Genomic DNA, 16,958 nt, shown 5'->3' on the forward strand with positions numbered 1-16,958 from the left:
AGGGAATGAAATGAACTTCTCCGCATGGTCAATCCGTAACCCGATTGCGCCGCTTCTCGGCTTCGCGCTTTTGATGATGCTCGGCATGCAGGCGTTCAATACGCTGCCGATCACCCGTTTTCCGAATATCGACGTGCCTGTCGTCGCCGTCACCGTGACCCAGAGCGGGGCTTCGCCCTCCGAACTGGAGATGCAGGTGACGAAGGAGATCGAGGACGCCGTTGCCGCCATCAGTGGCGTCGACGAAATTCAGTCCACCGTGGTCGACGGCCAGTCGACGACAACGGTCGTGTTCCGCATCGAAAAACCGACGGAAGAAGCGGTTCAGGACACCAAGGACGCCATCGACAAGATCCGCAGCGATCTTCCCTCCGATATCGAAGTGCCAGTCGTCAGCAAGATCGACGTCGAGGGACAGGCGATCCAGACCTTCGCCGTTTCTTCGCCGAACATGACGCTGGAGGAACTGTCCTGGTTCGTGGATGACACGATCAAGCGCTCGCTGCAGGGCCAGTCCGGCATCGGCAAGGTCGACCGTTACGGCGGCGCGGACCGCGAGGTGCGCGTTTCGCTCAGCCCCGAAAAGCTCGATGCCTATGGCATCACCGCGACAGAGGTGAACAGCCAGCTGCGCGGCACCAATATCGACCTCGGCTCCGGCCGCGGCCAGGTGGGCGGCAACGAGCAGACCATCCGCACGCTGGGCGATACACGCGATGTAAGCCAGCTTGCCAACACCACGATTGCGCTTTCCAACGGCCGCTTCGTCAAGCTTTCCGAACTCGGCACGGTTACGGACACATATGAAGAGCAGAAGTCCTTCTCGCGCTTCAACGGCAATCCCGCCGTCACCTTTGCGGTGTTCCGCTCCAAGGGCGCGAGCGAGGTTTCGGTCGCCGAAACCGTCGCGCAAAGTCTCGATCAGGTCCGCAAGGACCACCCCGATGTCTCGATCGAGATGGTCGATGACGCCGTCTATTTCACCTATGGCAACTACAAGGCCGCACTAGACACGCTGATCGAAGGCGCGATCCTCGCCGTTATCGTGGTCCTTCTCTTCCTCCGGAACTGGCGCGCGACACTGATCGCCGCCGTGGCGCTGCCGCTTTCCGCGATCCCGACCTTCTGGATCATGGATATCATGGGCTTTTCGCTCAACCTCGTCAGCTTCCTCGCGCTTACGCTCGCCACGGGTATTCTCGTGGATGACGCCATCGTGGAAATCGAGAACATCGCCCGCCATATCAAGATGGGCAAGACGCCGTATCGCGCGGCCCTCGAAGCAGCCGATGAAATCGGACTTGCCGTCATCGCGACCAGCTTCACCATCATCGCCGTCTTTGTGCCCGTCTCGTTCATGCCGGGTATTCCGGGCCAGTACTTCATCCAGTTCGGCCTCACTGTCGCCTTCTCTGTATTCTTCTCGCTGGCAGTGGCCCGTCTCATCACGCCCCTGATGGCGGCCTATCTGATGCGCGCCGAAGACGCGATGGACGATCACCACGACAATGACGGCAGGCTGATGAAGGCCTATACGCGCATGGTGACCGCCACCACACGGAAATGGTGGGCGCGTTATCTCACGCTATTGGGAGCGATTGCCTTCCTCATCGCCTCAGTGATGCTGTTGAGCCAGGTCCCCGGCAGCTTCCTGCCGCCTGATGACGCCTCGCGCGTCACCCTGTCCGTTGAACTGCCGCCCAATGCGACGCTGGATGAGACCGACCGCACGACGACGCAGATCTACCAGGCGATCCGTGACATCAACGGCGTGGAAAGCGTCTTCATCCTCGGTGGTGCTTCGCCCAAGGGGGACCTGGAGCTGCGCCGCGCCACCGTCAATGTCATCCTTGAGCATATCGATCACTCGCTGCTGAAAACGCTCGTCAACAAGGGGCTCGGCTCCATTCCGCTCATCGGCCAATATCTTCCCAAGCTGGAGGAGAAGGGCCGTACACGTCCGCAATGGGATGTCGAGCGGGATATTTTCGCGCAGGTGCGTGGCATTGCGGATGTCCGCATCATCAAGCTGAACGACCGCGCGGAACGCGAGCTTTCCTTCAACTTCCTTTCAACCAACGAGAAGGATCTGAACGACGCCGTGGGCATTCTCGAAAGCCGCCTGCGCGCTTCGCCCATCCTTGCCAATGTCAGCTCGGAAGGCGCTCTGCCCCGTCCCGAATTGCAGATCCGCCCGCGCAAGGATGAGATCGCCCGCCTGGGCATCACGCCGCAGCAGATTTCGCAGACCGTGCGCGTCGCCACCATCGGTGATATCGATGCGCAGCTGACGAAAATCTCGCTGGATGACCGGCAGATCCCGATCCGCGTGCAGGCTTCGCTCGATACCCGCCGCGATCTCGCCACCATCCGCGCCTTGAAGATCAAGACCGCCTCCGGTTCGCTGGTGCCGCTCTACAGCGTGGCCGATATTGATTACTCGGAAGGCCCGAGCTCGATCAAGCGCAACGACCGCAACCGCGTCGTCTCCATCGGCTCGGATGTGCCTTTCGGCACGGCGCTCGATACGTCGACGGCCGAGTTCAAGCGCATCGTTTCGGAAACCAACCTGCCGGCAAGCGTTCGGCTTGCCGAAAGCGGTGACGCCAAGGTGCAGGGCGAAATGCAGCAGGGCTTCGTCAACGCCATGCTGCTTGGCCTTATGCTGGTGCTGGTCGTGCTCATCCTGCTGTTCAAGGATGTCATCCAGCCCTTCACAATCCTGTTCTCGCTGCCGCTTGCCATCGGCGGTGTGGCCGTCGCGCTCATCATCACCCAGAACGCGCTCTCCATGCCGGTTCTCATCGGCATTCTGATGCTGATGGGCATCGTGACCAAGAACGCCATCCTGCTGGTGGATTTCGCCATCGAAATGCGCCGTCACGGCATGGAGCGGGTGCATGCCATGGTGGAGGCGGGACGCAAGCGCGCCCGCCCGATCATCATGACCTCCATCGCCATGTCGGCGGGCATGCTGCCCTCCGCGCTCGGCGTCGGCGAAGGCGGTTCGTTCCGCGCACCGATGGCGATTGCCGTCATCGGCGGCATCATCGTTTCCACGGTGCTGTCGCTGATCGTGGTGCCGGCCTTCTTCCTGATCATGGACGACCTGTCGCGTCTGCTCGCCCACCTCTTCGGCCGTTTCGTCGGCAAGAAGGAAGAGGAGGAGGAGGCCCTCTCCAACGAGAAACTCTCGGAGATCGCCCGCGAAAACAGCCTCGCGCTTTCCTCGCTGGAGGCACGGGTGGCCAGTATGGAAAAGGGCAGCGGCGACAAGGCCGCGGACAAGGGCAGCAATATATTGCGACTGCCGCCGCTTGCCGCCGAGTGAGTGCTGCAGCTTGAAGATTGAGACGCCGGGTCATGTGCCTGGCGTTTCCATATACTTTGGGAGAGCACGACATCGCGGTGCCCCCTCATCCCGCTGCCGCGGACTTCTCCCCTCGGGGAGAAGAAATATGCCGCATGCGCTCGCTCCATATTTCCCTTGTGATTGGAAGCATGAGCAGCCCCATCATTTCCTTCCTCACAACGGCCGCACTCCCGTTTGATCGAAATCAATTCGCTTTCCACCTGAACTGCTAGTCTCCCTCGCATCGGGAATTGCCGGTCGAGGAAAATGCGATGAGTTCAGTGCAGATGGGCGTGAGGGGCAAGGAACATCCCCGGTTTCGTATCGCTTCGGACAGCCCGGCAAAAGGTTTGAGCGGGAGCCGAATGGACGTGAACAAGACCGTGAAGCTGAGCAACAGGGACAGGAACATTCTGCTGCGTGCGCCCTTGATCGGGATCGCGGATGACGCGGTGGCGCTGAAGCTGATGGAGGCGGCGACCATCACCAATGTGAATGCCCGCCATGTGCTTTTTAAGGAAGGCGAACTGGCCCAGCATTTCTATTGCGTGCTGTCGGGTTATGTCAGGCTCTACCGGCTGGATAGGCACGGCCGCGAAGCGGACGTGCGCGTCAGCGGCCCCGGCGATACCTTCAATGAATGCCTGATCTTCGGTAGCGACACCTATCGTTACAGCGCGCAGGCGGCGGAAAGCTGCACCGTGGCGCGTTTCGAACTCACCAGGCTGCGCAGCCTGATCGATCAGGAACCGGCCATCGCCAAGGCCGTCATGCGCTGCCTGTCCAACAGCCTGCTGGCCGCCATGGACTGCGTTGCCAATGACCGCCTGCAGACGGCACCGCAGCGTGTTGCCCATTACCTCATCAATCAGGGCCCGCGCGACGCGACATCCTTCTCGCTGCGGTTGCCGTTCCAGAAAAGCCTGCTCGCCGGCAAGCTCGGCCTTGCGCCGGAGGCCCTCTCCCGCGCTTTCTCCACCCTGAAAAAGTCCGGCGTCACGGTGCGCGGTCGCATCGTCCAGGTCAATGACGTGGCGGCGCTGAAACAGATCTGAAAATACGGGGAGAGGACGAAGGGCGGGAGGCCATCAGGCATTCCGCCCTTCGGTGTATTGCACGGAAGTCATCCAGGCTGCGGTATAAAACCGAAACTGTCGCCCCGCCGCTCGACCGTAAAAAAGCCGCCGAGATGGCCGCCGGACACCAGCCAACCATGGTCAGCCGCCGCCGACAACGCTTCGAGACGCGTCGCGTGGGCGAGTTCGGAATCGATATCATAGACAAAAGCAATTCCGGGATCGGCCGCCTGCATGTCCCCGACATGCAGCACATCGCCCCATAACATCAAGCGCTTATCGTCTCTTCCTATGAGGTAAGCCATCTGTCCGGGCGTATGACCGGGCACCGCGATTGCCTCTATGTCCTCGGCAACCATCCCCACCGAGATCGGCCGCAACATCGCGCCGCAAATATCGATCAGGCGGGCAGCCAGATCGAAACCGCCCTGCCGGGCGGGCGGCAATGTCTTTCGCGCCTCTGCATTGGTGAAAAAGGCAAGATCGGCCTCCGGCACCCATATCTCCGCCTTGGGAAAATAAGGCCGGTCGCCATCGATGAGGCCCAGCGCGTGATCACCGTGAATATGGGTGAGGATGACACGGCTGACATCATCAGGCTGAATACCGGCGGCAATCATAGCCGCGCGGGCATGGCCATAGGCCTCGCCCCAGGCCGTGCCGCAGCCGGCATCGATCAGCCAGATGCCCTCAGGTCCCGAAAGCGTGAAGCAGTTGACGTCCATATCCACTGTTTCGCCGTGATGGCCGGCAAGGGCCGCAGCCAGCGCTTCGGCACCCTGGCGGTGAATGAGATGGCTGACCGGTGCCTTGTAGACACCGTCGACAAAACGGGAAACTTCGTAAGCGCCGAAACGGCGGGGCATCGTCATTGTTCAGAGACCGCCCTGCTCTTTCAGGAAACCGACGATGCGGTCCACGCCATCGCCCCGTTTCATGTCGGTAAACACGAACGGCATGGCGTTGCGCATGCGGGTCGCATCACTGTCCATGACGGTCAGATCGGCACCGACATAGGGCGCAAGGTCCTTCTTGTTGATGACGAGCAGGTCCGAACGGGTGATGCCTGGCCCGCCCTTGCGAGGAATTTCCTCACCCTGGCAGACGGAAATCACATAGATGGTGATATCGGCAAGATCAGGCGAAAAGGTCGCCGCGAGGTTATCACCACCGGATTCGATGAAGACCACGTCGAGATCGGGAAAGCGCTGGTTGAGCCCGGCAATCGCCTGCAGATTGATCGTGGCATCTTCGCGAATGGCCGTATGCGGGCAACCGCCGGTCTCCACCCCGACGATCCTTTCGGAAGGCAGCGCCTGCATGCGCACCAGTGCCTCGGCATCTTCCTTGGTATAGATATCATTGGTGACGACGGCGACCGAATAATCGGCGCTCATCGCCTTGCAGAGCTTTTCCGTCAGCGCCGTCTTGCCGGAACCCACCGGCCCGCCAATCCCAACGCGCAGCGGACCATTACCCGATTTCATCACTCTGTTCCCTTCACTATGCTGTGGTCCAATCTTACGACAACCTCTCAACAGCTCAAATATACGCAAGGATCGTGCCACTTGTTTCTTCTCCCCGCCGGGGAGAAGGTGGCCCGAAGGGTCGGATGAGGGGGCTGGCTCTCGGTATATCTCTACCTTTGCCCCCTCATCCCGCTGCCGCGACCTTCTCCGCGGTGGCGAGAAGAAACAAGTGGCACGCGCTCGCCCCATGGATTGCCGTCGCTTTCACGACCGGAAAAGCCGTGTCCCCTGAGTTTCATGACGCATCGCCGCCGTATCGGCGATGATCGTGGCGCTGCCGAGGTCATCAAGCGTGGATTGGACGGCCCGTGCCGCCACCTCGGCAATCACCGCCTCGCTTGCGGCGAGAATGGCAACGCCATCTTTCTGGCCCGCGACGCCGAGACGGATACCGGCAGAAACGATCTGCGAAACACCTGCATGCAGAAAGGCGGCAAGCGTCTCGCGCAGCGGCACGCCGTGGCCAGCGGCCACAGCGCCTATGGCGACGGGATAGGGAGCCTCTTTCGGCAACAGCTCCAGAACCTCGTGCGGCCAGGCGCTGGCGGCGGAAACGAAGGCGTCCCCCAGAAGCACGGTCTCCCGATAACGCTCCGCCGAACCGGCGAGCGCGCGGCCAAGATCAGCGGTTTCGCTGAGCGCTACGGCATCCTGCGAGCATCGCCAGGCATCTGCCAGAAACACCGCATCGTTCCACAGGCTGCCGTGGCGCAGCAGCGTTTCCACCCAGCCGCTCAACTCGGCGGCATTACGCACACGCCCGTCCTCCACCGTCTTTTCCAGCCCGCCCGAATAGGAAAAGCCGCCGACAGGAAACGCCGGCGACATCCAGGCCATCAGGCGCAGCAGCGCGGCAACGCCGCTTTCCCCGCTCACGCCTCAGCCGTGATCATGATGGTGGTGGCCATGCCCATGCCCGTGCCCGTGCCCGTGATCATGGCCATGCGAGTGGCCGCCATGGGCGTGATAAGCGCCGCGCGCCGGCTGAAACGGCTCTTCCACCTCGCGCACTGTAGCGCCCAGACCTTCCAGCATGGCGCGAATGACATGGTCACGCAGGATGAGAATACGCTCCTCCTCGATCTGCGCCGAAAGATGCCGGTTGCCCAGATGCCAGGCGAGCTCAATCAGGTGAAGGCGGTCCTTCGCCTTGATTTCGAACAGCTTTTCATCCGCCGCACGAACCTCGATCAGATCGCCGTTTTCGACCATCAAAAGGTCGCCATGGGCAAACAGCACGGCTTCCTTCAGGTCCAGCATCACCATCTCGTCATTCTGCAGATGCAGAAGCTTGCGGCGCAGATGCCGCTGGTCATGCGCCAGCGTGACATAGCCGGAGGGCTCGTCGGCAGGGGTTCCGGCCGGGTGATAGGAGGTGACGCGCAGCATGGGATGATCCGTTTCAGAAACAGTCTTGGGGGTCTGATTTTTGACGGATAGGCGGGGGGATTTCAAGGTGTGTTTTTAGGGCGGCAATGCCTCGGAAAACAAAAAGCCCGGCATCGCTGCCGGGCCTCTCTCAAACAACAAAACCAAAATCAGGCCGCAGCGCGGCTTTTCAGGTTTTCCAGAATGTTCTGCGGCGAGGAAACGCCGTAGGGGTCGCTATCGCAATTGTCCGAATAGCCTTCTTCCTCAAACCACTGCTCGACGACGCCATCGTTGATGACGGCGGCGTAACGCCAGGAGCGCATGCCGAAGCCGAGATTGTCCTTGGCGACCAGCATGCCCATCTTGCGGGTGAACTCGCCCGAACCGTCAGGGATGACCTTGACGTTTTCGAGGTTCTGACCCTTGGCCCAGGCGTTCATGACGAAAGCATCATTGACCGACAGGCAATAGATTTCATCAACGCCGAGCGCACGGAATTCCGGCGCCAGCTTTTCAAAATCGGGAAGCTGGTAGGTCGAGCATGTCGGCGTGAAAGCGCCGGGCAGCGAAAAGAGGACGACCTTCTTGCCCTTGAAATAATCGTCGGAGGTCATGTCCTGCCAACGGAAGGGGTTCGGGCCGCCAACGGCCTCATCGCGAACGCGCGTGCGGAAGGTTACGGCGGGCACTTTTTTGCCGAGCATGTCTTGTCTCCTGTTCTGGCGTTTTGCGAGGCATCGCTTGGGATCGATCCGCGCGGAATTCTTTTGCCGTTTCCATAGCGCAAGACGCGCTGCGGTGCAGCATAAAAATGGGATTCCAGCCACCAAATGCGCGAAATGCCGCACGGAATTGGGGATCAATTGTGCAGGTCTATCGACCAGCGCAACAGCGGCGGCAAGGGCGTCCACCAACCGGTTTGAACGCCCGCTTCCCGCAACATCGCGGCTGACCACGTGTTACAGCCGGCGAACGCATTGAACTGGCCATTCGCCTCGAAAAAAGCGTCCGTCAGGCCGTAGCCGGCGCCGGATACCGGACTGACACCGTCATCGTTTCCGGCAAAACTCGCCCGGATGCCCGCGACGAGACGCTGATAACCCGCTTCGGAAATTCGAAGCCGTTTCACTCCGGCGAGATCAGCGGGAAAATCACCTGTCACATCCACATGCATGACGGAGCTGTCCAGCGTGAAAGAGCGCAGAACCGGCATCGGTTTCAAATCGGCCCAGGTGGGCGTCTGAATGTAAAACGAGCGGCCGCCCCAGCCGAACACCAGATAGGCCGCAGCTGGATGATTGACCGCGATCCCACCCTCCTGCAAGGCGGCAAAGACCCGCCGCAGATCGTCATCAACCGGCAGGGCGATATCGGTGTGGATCGGGTTGGATAAGAGCAGGATTTCCCTGCTCTTTTCGCCTTCGCCCACCTGCTCGGCAAAAAACGGGCGCGGCGCAACCGTGCCCAGCACAAGAAGCAGGAGGAGCAGCAGCAGGCCGCCGCCGATCCATCGTGTGAGGCGTCTCAAGAGCGCCTGCCGTCAGAACAGGAAATAACGCTGCGCCATCGGCAGCACGGTCGCCGGTTCACAGGTCAGAAGCTCGCCATCCGCACGTACTTCATAGGTCTCGGGGTCAACCTCGATATGCGGCGTCAGCGAATTGTGGATCATCGAGGCCTTGGAAATGCCGCCGCGCACATTCTTCACCGGCAGCAGCTTCTTCGCGACACCGAGACGCTGGGCAAGGCCACCGTCAAGCGACGCCTGCGAGACAAAAGTGACCGAGGAATTGGTGCGCAGCTTGCCATAGGCGGCGAACATCGGCCGGTAATGCATCGGCTGCGGCGTGGGGATGGAGGCATTCGGATCGCCCATCGGCGCGGCAGCGATCGAGCCGCCGAGCAGCACCATTTCCGGCTTCACGCCGAAAAACGCCGGGTTCCAAAGAACCAGATCGGCACGCTTGCCGACTTCGATGGAGCCGATCTCGTGGCTGACACCCTGGGCGATGGCCGGGTTGATGGTATATTTGGCGATGTAACGACGAACACGGAAATTGTCGTTTTCGCCGGTCTCTTCCTTCAGGCGGCCACGCTGGCGCTTCATCTTGTCAGCGGTCTGCCAGGTGCGGATCGCCACCTCGCCGACACGGCCCATGGCCTGACTATCGGAGGAAATGATCGAAAACGCGCCGATATCGTGGAGAATATCCTCCGCCGCAATGGTTTCCTTGCGGATGCGGCTTTCGGCAAAGGCGATATCTTCGGGGATGGACGGCGACAGGTGGTGGCACACCATCAGCATGTCGAGATGTTCCGCCAGCGTATTGACGGTGTAAGGCCGCGTCGGGTTGGTCGAGGACGGAATGACGTTGGGATTGCCGCAGACCTTGATGATGTCAGGCGCGTGGCCACCGCCCGCCCCTTCGGTGTGGAAAGCATGGATGGTGCGGCCCCTGATAGCCGCAACCGTGTCTTCCACGAAACCGCTTTCATTCAGCGTGTCGGTATGGATCATCACCTGCACGTCATATTCGTCGGCCACCGTCAGGCAATTGTCGATGGCGGCGGGCGTCGTGCCCCAGTCCTCATGCAGCTTCAGCGAGGAGGCACCGGCGAGGATCATTTCTTCCAGCGGAGCCGGCAGAGAGGCATTGCCCTTGCCCGCAAGCGCGAGGTTCATCGGGAAAGCATCGAAGCTTTCGATCATCCGCTCGATATGCCATGCGCCGGTGCAGGTGGTGGCAAGCGTGCCGTGCGCCGGGCCGGAGCCGCCGCCAAGCATGCAGGTCACACCACTCATCAGCGCTTCTTCGATCTGCTGCGGGCAGATGTAATGGATATGCGCATCCATGCCGCCGGCCGTCAGGATCTTGCCTTCGCCGGCAATCGCTTCCGTCGAGGGACCGACGATGATCGTCACGCCGGGCTGCGTATCGGGGTTGCCCGCCTTGCCGATGGCGTGAATGCGGCCGTTCTTCAGGCCCACATCTGCCTTGTAGATGCCGCTATGGTCAACGATGACGGCATTGGTGATGACGGTATCGACAGCGCCCTCTGCCCGCGTCGCCTGGCTCTGGCCCATGCCGTCGCGAATGACCTTGCCACCCCCGAATTTCACTTCCTCGCCATAGGTCGTGTGGTCCTTCTCGATCTCGATGAAGAGTTCGGTATCAGCAAGACGCACCTTGTCGCCAACGGTCGGGCCGAACATGCCGGCATAGGCGGCGCGGGAAATCTTGTATGGCATGGGTTCAGGCTCCTTCGGACGCGGAGAAAATCGATGTGGGGGAAAATCGTGTCAGCCGGCCCGTTCCCGCAAGGGCATCGACCAGCTGTTGTTCGGCGGTAAAGGGATGGCCGCTCCAGCCCTGGTGGCTGAAACCGGCAATCGTCACCTCGTCATCATCGCCGCTGACATTTTCAAGAACATGGGCAATGGCAACGAGGCCGGTGCTGGGGCAGACGTACGGTGCGGGCTTATAGGCTTCGAGCGCCGTATCGAGCCTCTCATGCACACCGCGAGAAATAATGACATGGCTCTTGCCGCCAGCTCGCGCGATGGCCGCGAATTCGCCGGTATAATCGGCGCAGAAATCAGTGAGTTCCGGCCAGGCTGCGCGGATGCCAGGTTCCATTTCGGCAAATTTCGCAGGATCGCGCACCGACCAGATGGCGGCGGCTTGGCGCACACCATGGCTCTCGCGCCATTCGCTTCCCTCCGTCATCTCACGGCCTGGCCGCCCGGTGTTGCACACGGCCACCACATCGGTGCGCGTACCGCCCAGCCCAAGAGACCGGCAATCATTAAAACGGACGACGATATCCGACCGGTCGATAAGCAGGGCCGCGCCTGGCGGCAGCTCCCCGTTTCCGACGATCGTGATCCGCCGCCCCATGGGTTCAGAAACCTTCCGAGAGTTGGCGCAGTTCTTCCGCCCGCTTGCCGCTCGTCTCGGCCAGGCAGGAAGAGATCAGCATCGGCTCCATTGAGCCGCCACGCGCCTGAAAACCGGCAAGTGCGCAATTGGCGTCACGGAACGCCACCCATGAGCGCTGAGCTGTCACCAGCGCGTCGGTTGCACCCTTTCCATCCGCATCCGCCGCCTTGTCACGTTCGATGAGCAGCTTGCGCAGCTTCTGATAAGCGACATTGAGCTCTTTGTCGGCCTTTTCGTAATCCTTGCCGGCGCAAATCGTCATGTCCGCCTGCGTCTGCGGTTCCTTGCAGTTCGGCTCAGTCTGCGCTGCGGCCGACGCCGAGAGACCTGCCGTCACGCAGAAGACGGCGGCCGTGACGAGGTTGTTCTTGCTGATCGCCATCGCTCAGGCCGCCGCGCCGTCATAAGCCTGCGGCTTCAGCGCCCGCGGATCGACGCCATCGAGACAATTGGCATTGACCGCCACCATCGGCGTACCGTCAGGCCCGTCGGCATACGCAAAGCTTTCAATGCCGCAGGTGGAGCAGAAAAAATGATGGATCCTGTGTTTGTTGAAGAGATATTCCCTCAGCGTGCCCTCGCCGGAAAGCAACGTGAACTTGTCACGCGGCGCGAAGGCGAGCGTGGAGCCCAGCCGTTTGCACCGCGAACAATTGCAGACAACAGTGTGATCGAGATCGGCATCGACCTCGAAGCTGACGCTGCCGCACTGGCAGCTTCCATGATAATGCGCCGTCGCCATTTCATAACCTCCCCATGACCTGTTGACGGAAACCATAAACCTCCCGCTTGCCGGAAAGCGGCACCAGCGTCACTTCCCGCTTCTGGCCAGGCTCGAAACGCACCGCCGTGCCGGCCGGAATATCGAGACGCATGCCGCGCGCCTTTTCGCGATCGAAAAGGAGACCCGCATTGGTCTCGAAGAAATGGTAGTGGCTGCCCACCTGCACCGGCCGGTCGCCCGAATTGGCCACTTCGATCGTCACGGTCGGCTGGCCGGCATTGAGTTCGATGGTGCCTTCGGCGGCAATGATTTCGCCTGGTTTCATCGGTGTTCCCCTTATCGTTCTTATGCGGCCGTGGCTGCCGCGCAGCCTTCCGCCTTCAGCACCCGTTTTGTGGATGCCGGGTTATTGATGAGCTTTCCCGCCGGGCGGACGGGTCTTCGCACCAGTTCGCCACCGCAATTCGGGCACGCGCCCTTGAGCACGCCGGTCACGCAATCGGCGCAGAAAGTGCATTCGAACGAGCAGATCATCGCGTCCCGGCTGTCGGGCGCTAGATCACGGTCACAGCATTCGCAATTGGGCCGAAGTTCCAGCGCCATACGTCACCTCACCGGATCGGTTCGTGAACGGTCACCAGCTTGGTGCCGTCAGGGAAGGTCGCTTCCACCTGCACATCGTGGATCATCTCGGCAATGCCGTCCATTACCTGATCACGGGAAATGACATGCGCGCCCGCCTCCATCAGGTCGGCCACGGCGCGGCCATCGCGTGCGCCCTCCACCACGAAATCGGTAATCAGCGCAATCGCTTCGGGATAGTTCAGCTTGACGCCGCGTTCCAGCCGGCGGCGCGCCACCATGGCGGCCATGGAAATCAGCAGCTTGTCTTTCTCTCTTGGGCTAAGGTTCATCGTCGTCCCACGGCTTGGCATCTGCTCCACAAACGAGGTTTGCTGGAGACCAGATCCGACATTTGACAGACCCCGAAGAACGCCTGTCACGAGACGATCCGAGGGGTTTACAGATTCCAGACTTTCGGCACTGGCGCGCCGTTTCGCAAGAGCGAAATGATCGGAAAAAGCAATTTTCTCAAGGAGAAACCATCAGCAGCGGACACGCGCACGACGAGCTTGCCCTGCCACTCGCTGGCACCGCCGCTTTCCCCGGCAATCGCCCGGATTTTAGGCAGAAGCGCCTCGGCCATAGGCCCGATATAAAGCAGCGTGGCAAAGGCAACCTGCCCGGCCAGAACCGCAGGTTTCGCGGTCAGCGCCGCCACCTCGCCCGCAAGCAGAAGTTCTTCGGCATGCACCAGCTTGCCGCCGTGGCGAATGCGCCAGCGGTCGCGGAAAAGCCCGTGCGTCATCGCCTCGCCCATGGCCTGGCGGCCAAGCAGCACGGCTTCGACTGCGATGAATTCTGAGGACTGGTCAAGATCGGCTTCCAGCCTTCGCGTCAGCGACGCCCGGTCGAAGAGGATCGTTTCCTGCGGCAGCCAGTGCAGCTTCGCACCCGGCCCGGCGGAAACATGCGCGGTCACGGTGGCGGTGCCCGACGACGCCTTGTAGACCTTTTCGCAGGCCTGCGTGGTGACCACAAGCGAGGTATCGGCGCCGGCGACTGCCTGCCATTCAAGTTCGTCTCCGCCGGTCAAACCGCCGGAGGAATTGATGAGAATGGCTTCGGCTTCGTTCGAGTAGGTTTCCGGAAGACGGATCTTGGCGCAGCCCTCCTGAAACAATTCGTCCAGCCGGCTGCGCCCTTCAACTGCCTTCGTTACAATGCGTCCTCTGCCACGGGCGCGCTGTTGCCGGACAGGTTGAGCGTCTTCGCAACCGGAAGGGCTGATGGCTTGCTGTTGCTGCTGCACGCGGTCTCCGAAGCGGTTGCGGAAGCGGGATTGGCCTTGGCGACGCAATCCTTCTTGACGACGGCGTCCACGACAAGCTGACCTTCCGTGTTTCGGAAGAAATCCCACATTCTCTCGGCTGCATCAACCGTCCGCGTCACTTCGCCTGTGGGCATCTTGCGCTCCACGGCGGGCTCCGCTTTCGGCGTCTGCTCGCCGCCCGGCTTGCGGGTAACAACGGCGTTTGCGGCCAGAACCTCGGCCTTCATGGTGGCGCGCGGCCAGGCGTGGTCCCAGTCGTTGATGACATAGGACTGGATACGAGCGCCTGCCTTGCAGACATCGTAAGAATTGACCGTGAAGCTCTCGCCCACCTTGCTTTTGGCGGCGCCCTTGCAACCGTCCATTTCAGCCCAGCGCTTCAGCGCCGTCTCGCCGCTATATTGCCAGTAGGATTTGCCGCCGCCCTGATAGGGGTTGGCTGGATCCTTCAGCCCGGCAAAGGCGATGATCGACATCGGCCGCGCGGGTGTGCAGCTTGCCGCATCCGGTGCCCATTTGCCTTCGGTCTCCAGCGGATAACCCGCGCGCAACGACGCAACGAAACCGGCGGCATTAAAATCCTTGGCTCCGGTGCAGATGAATTGCGACAGCATGCGCCCGCCGCCAGAATAGCCGGAACCGTAAAAACGTTCCTCATCGACGCAGAACTTGCCCTTCACCATGGCAATCGCTTCATGAATGAAGCTCACCTCGTCCAGCCCGCCGGGGCGTGTTGTAACGCCGGGGACATTCCAGGCATGGGTGCCCGGCAACTCGCCGTTCAGGCTGCCCGCCAGCGCCACGACCATGAGACCGTCACGCTCTGCGAGCTTGTCCCAGCCGCTGCGGTTCAGCTGGCCATGCGGATTGCTGTTCGAGCCGTGGAAATCGAATACGACAGGCAGCGGCTTTTTTCCATCATAGGCGGATGGAACAAAATAGACGCCGTCGCGTTTCTGCCCGTTAGAGAGAATGGAAAAATCATGCCGACCCGGTTCCATGCCGGGGCCAATACCCTGACCGCAGGTCGATGCCGACGCTGCGACCCCTGCGCCTGCGCTGATTACCAGCCCGAGGAACAGGCTGCGTGCGAAACGCACCCACCGGGAAGCCCGGCCCACTGCAAAGTCTTGAATCATTGACACGCCTTTATTGGCACAGTTTTCCGACAATACGTCGGACGTGCGTGGAATGTAAGGGATCAACTGTCGCGGCGTGCGAATAGACTTTTCCTGTGTCTCGCATGCAGCATTTTCGCTGCCAATATCACAGGCGGTTATTCAATGAAATGCTAAAATTACGCATGAAAGCCATGTCGAGGCGCATAGGCTTTCAAAATATTAATCGCCCGTTTGCACGCCGTGATCGGCGCGCACAGGCTTTGGTCTCGGTTTATACTGTCAGATGCCGCCTCGCTTCCGGCATATCCAGCGTTTCAGCGAGGCCTTGATGCACGATCTCGCCGCGATCCATGATGTAGACGTAATCGGCAAGCTCACGGCAGAAATCCAGATATTGCTCGACCAGCAGGATCGCCATGCCGGTGGAATCGCGCAGATATTTGATGGCTCGGCCGATATCCTTGATGATCGACGGCTGGATGCCCTCGGTCGGTTCGTCGAGAACGAGGATTTTCGGCCGCGTGACCAGCGCCCGGCCGATGGCAAGCTGCTGCTGCTGCCCGCCGGAGAGATCGCCGCCGCGGCGTGACAGCATGGTCTGCAGCACGGGAAACAGGCTGAAAATATCATCCGGGATGAACCGCTCCTTGCGCGACAGCGGCGCATAACCGCTCTCCAGATTCTCCTGGACGCTGAGCAACGGAAAGATTTCCCGCCCCTGGGGCACGTAACCGACGCCGCGTTTTGCCCGCTGGTAAGGTGCGAGCCCGTCCAGCGCCGCATCGCCGAAACGGATCGTGCCGGCGCTGGTGGCCTGCTGGCCGGTGACGGCGCGCAAAAGCGAGCTTTTGCCGACGCCGTTGCGGCCGAGAACGCAGGTGATCTTCCCCATCTCGGCCTTCAGCGACACGCCGCGGAGCGCCTGCGCTGCGCCGTAGTGGAGGTTGATGTTGTCGACTGTCAGCATGGTGAAACTCCAATGACGGTATGGTGGGCGGCGCTACCCCCCTCTGCCCTGCCGGGCATCTCCCCCTCAAGGGGGGAGATTGGCAAGTGGCGAACACTCTTCCCCATAGCATCGTGGCAAAGGAACGAGCGAGGGCGGCATCTGATCTCCCCCCTTGAGGGGGAGATGCCCGGCAGGGCAGAGGGGGGTACGGTCACGGCAAACGCAAACACCACCATCACCGCCCCAGATAATTCTCGATCACCTTCGGATCGCTCGACACAAAGTCGATCGACCCCTCAGCCAGCACCGAGCCTTCCGCAAGACAGGTCACCTTCACCCCAAGGTCGCGGATGAAGCCCATATCGTGCTCAACCACCACCACCGAACGCGTCTTGGCGATTTCCTTCAGGAGCACCGCGGTTTCAGCGGTCTCTGCATCCGTCATGCCCGCCACCGGCTCATCCACCAAGAGAAGCTTCGGCTCCTGCGCCAGCAGCATGCCAATTTCCAGCCACTGCTTCTGCCCATGCGAGAGATTGGCGGCGAGATCGCCGCGGCGGTGACCGAGCCGCACGGTGGCGAGGATTTCCTCGATGCGCGCCTTGTCTTCCTCCGTCAGCCGGTAGAACAGGGTTGCGAACACGCCGCGCTTGCGGTTCAGCGCGAGTTCCAGATTGTCCCACACGGTATGGCTTTCAAACACCGTCGGTTTCTGGAATTTTCGGCCGATGCCGAGCTGGGCGATGTCGGCCTCGTCCTTTTTGGTAAGGTCGATGCTGTCTTCAAAGAGTACCGTGCCGGTATCCGGCCGCGTCTTGCCGGTGATGATATCCATCATCGTCGTTTTGCCAGCACCATTCGGGCCGATGATGGCGCGAAGTTCGCCCGGCTCCACCACGAAGGAGAGGGAATTCAGCGCCCTGAACCCATCGAAGGAAACGGAGACGCCATCGAGATAAAGCAGGCTCTTGGTTCTGTTTTCGGAAACCGTGTTCATGGGC

The 16,958-nt window shown here is 61.0% G+C and carries 19 protein-coding genes; 2 read left to right on the top strand and 17 right to left on the bottom strand.

The genetic code is table 11. From position 1 onward, the window contains the following. Positions 1-10 precede the first annotated feature (10 nt). Both ACZ47E_RS10015 and ACZ47E_RS10020 read left to right on the top strand, forming a co-directional pair. Positions 11-3,331 carry an efflux RND transporter permease subunit gene (locus ACZ47E_RS10015; protein WP_004443274.1) on the top strand — a complete coding sequence of 1,107 codons (3,321 nt, stop codon included), beginning with the start codon at positions 11-13 and terminating at the stop codon, positions 3,329-3,331. 386 nt (positions 3,332-3,717) lie between these two features. Next, positions 3,718-4,407: a Crp/Fnr family transcriptional regulator gene (locus tag ACZ47E_RS10020; protein ID WP_006699560.1), complete on the top strand. Its 690-nt coding sequence runs from the start codon at positions 3,718-3,720 to the stop codon at positions 4,405-4,407. 68 nt (positions 4,408-4,475) lie between these two features. Here ACZ47E_RS10020 and aidB read toward each other — a convergent pair whose 3' ends face one another. From aidB to urtD, 17 genes are all read right to left on the bottom strand, one after another. Then, entirely contained in the window at positions 4,476-5,300 is an 825-nt protein-coding gene (aidB, locus tag ACZ47E_RS10025) for an AidB family quorum-quenching N-acyl homoserine lactonase (protein ID WP_278066968.1), read from the bottom strand. Positions 5,301-5,303: 3 nt separating this feature from the next. After that, complete coding sequence (gene ureG, locus ACZ47E_RS10030; RefSeq protein WP_004443279.1) at positions 5,304-5,915, bottom strand: urease accessory protein UreG; 612 nt, start codon at positions 5,913-5,915, stop codon at positions 5,304-5,306. 246 nt (positions 5,916-6,161) lie between these two features. Beyond that, positions 6,162-6,833 (bottom strand): urease accessory protein UreF, encoded by a 672-nt coding sequence (locus tag ACZ47E_RS10035; RefSeq protein WP_278066969.1) that lies wholly within the window; start codon positions 6,831-6,833, stop codon positions 6,162-6,164. A 3-nt stretch (positions 6,834-6,836) separates the two neighbouring features. Further along, a complete protein-coding gene (gene ureE, locus ACZ47E_RS10040; protein WP_278066970.1) occupies positions 6,837-7,346 on the bottom strand; it encodes an urease accessory protein UreE in 510 nt (169 codons plus the stop codon). Between the two features lie 149 nt (positions 7,347-7,495). Beyond that, on the bottom strand, positions 7,496-8,032 hold the full coding sequence (locus ACZ47E_RS10045; protein ID WP_006699556.1) for a peroxiredoxin: 537 nt from the start codon (positions 8,030-8,032) through the stop codon (positions 7,496-7,498). Positions 8,033-8,187: 155 nt separating this feature from the next. Next, entirely contained in the window at positions 8,188-8,856 is a 669-nt protein-coding gene (locus ACZ47E_RS10050; RefSeq protein WP_278066971.1) for a TIGR02117 family protein, read from the bottom strand. A 12-nt stretch (positions 8,857-8,868) separates the two neighbouring features. Further along, the gene (gene ureC, locus ACZ47E_RS10055) at positions 8,869-10,578 is read right to left on the bottom strand and encodes an urease subunit alpha (RefSeq protein WP_006699554.1); all 1,710 of its coding nucleotides are present in this window, start codon (positions 10,576-10,578) and stop codon (positions 8,869-8,871) included. A gap of 4 nt (positions 10,579-10,582) precedes the next feature. After that, complete coding sequence (locus ACZ47E_RS10060) at positions 10,583-11,227, bottom strand: Urease operon accessory protein (protein ID WP_278066972.1); 645 nt, start codon at positions 11,225-11,227, stop codon at positions 10,583-10,585. 4 nt (positions 11,228-11,231) lie between these two features. Next, on the bottom strand, positions 11,232-11,651 hold the full coding sequence (locus ACZ47E_RS10065) for a lysozyme inhibitor LprI family protein (RefSeq protein WP_278066973.1): 420 nt from the start codon (positions 11,649-11,651) through the stop codon (positions 11,232-11,234). A gap of 3 nt (positions 11,652-11,654) precedes the next feature. Beyond that, on the bottom strand, positions 11,655-12,011 hold the full coding sequence (locus tag ACZ47E_RS10070) for a GFA family protein (protein WP_004443300.1): 357 nt from the start codon (positions 12,009-12,011) through the stop codon (positions 11,655-11,657). A 1-nt stretch (position 12,012) separates the two neighbouring features. Further along, complete coding sequence (locus ACZ47E_RS10075) at positions 12,013-12,318, bottom strand: urease subunit beta (RefSeq protein WP_004443301.1); 306 nt, start codon at positions 12,316-12,318, stop codon at positions 12,013-12,015. Between the two features lie 20 nt (positions 12,319-12,338). Then, positions 12,339-12,596: a DUF1272 domain-containing protein gene (locus tag ACZ47E_RS10080; protein WP_045532186.1), complete on the bottom strand. Its 258-nt coding sequence runs from the start codon at positions 12,594-12,596 to the stop codon at positions 12,339-12,341. 8 nt (positions 12,597-12,604) lie between these two features. After that, positions 12,605-12,907 (bottom strand): urease subunit gamma, encoded by a 303-nt coding sequence (locus tag ACZ47E_RS10085; RefSeq protein WP_004443305.1) that lies wholly within the window; start codon positions 12,905-12,907, stop codon positions 12,605-12,607. A gap of 107 nt (positions 12,908-13,014) precedes the next feature. Next, positions 13,015-13,866 carry an urease accessory protein UreD gene (locus ACZ47E_RS10090; RefSeq protein WP_167497173.1) on the bottom strand — a complete coding sequence of 284 codons (852 nt, stop codon included), beginning with the start codon at positions 13,864-13,866 and terminating at the stop codon, positions 13,015-13,017. Then, positions 13,773-15,026 (bottom strand): CE1 family esterase, encoded by a 1,254-nt coding sequence (locus tag ACZ47E_RS10095; protein ID WP_278066974.1) that lies wholly within the window; start codon positions 15,024-15,026, stop codon positions 13,773-13,775. The genes ACZ47E_RS10090 and ACZ47E_RS10095 overlap by 94 nt, the downstream gene beginning before the upstream one ends. Before the next feature lie 253 nt (positions 15,027-15,279). After that, on the bottom strand, positions 15,280-15,975 hold the full coding sequence (urtE, locus tag ACZ47E_RS10100) for an urea ABC transporter ATP-binding subunit UrtE (protein WP_004443309.1): 696 nt from the start codon (positions 15,973-15,975) through the stop codon (positions 15,280-15,282). A 217-nt stretch (positions 15,976-16,192) separates the two neighbouring features. Next, positions 16,193-16,954, bottom strand: a complete 762-nt coding sequence (gene urtD / locus ACZ47E_RS10105; protein WP_278066975.1) for an urea ABC transporter ATP-binding protein UrtD — start codon at positions 16,952-16,954, stop codon at positions 16,193-16,195. Positions 16,955-16,958: the final 4 nt, after the last annotated feature.

The organism is Agrobacterium sp. 5Ca39, assembly GCF_055382365.1.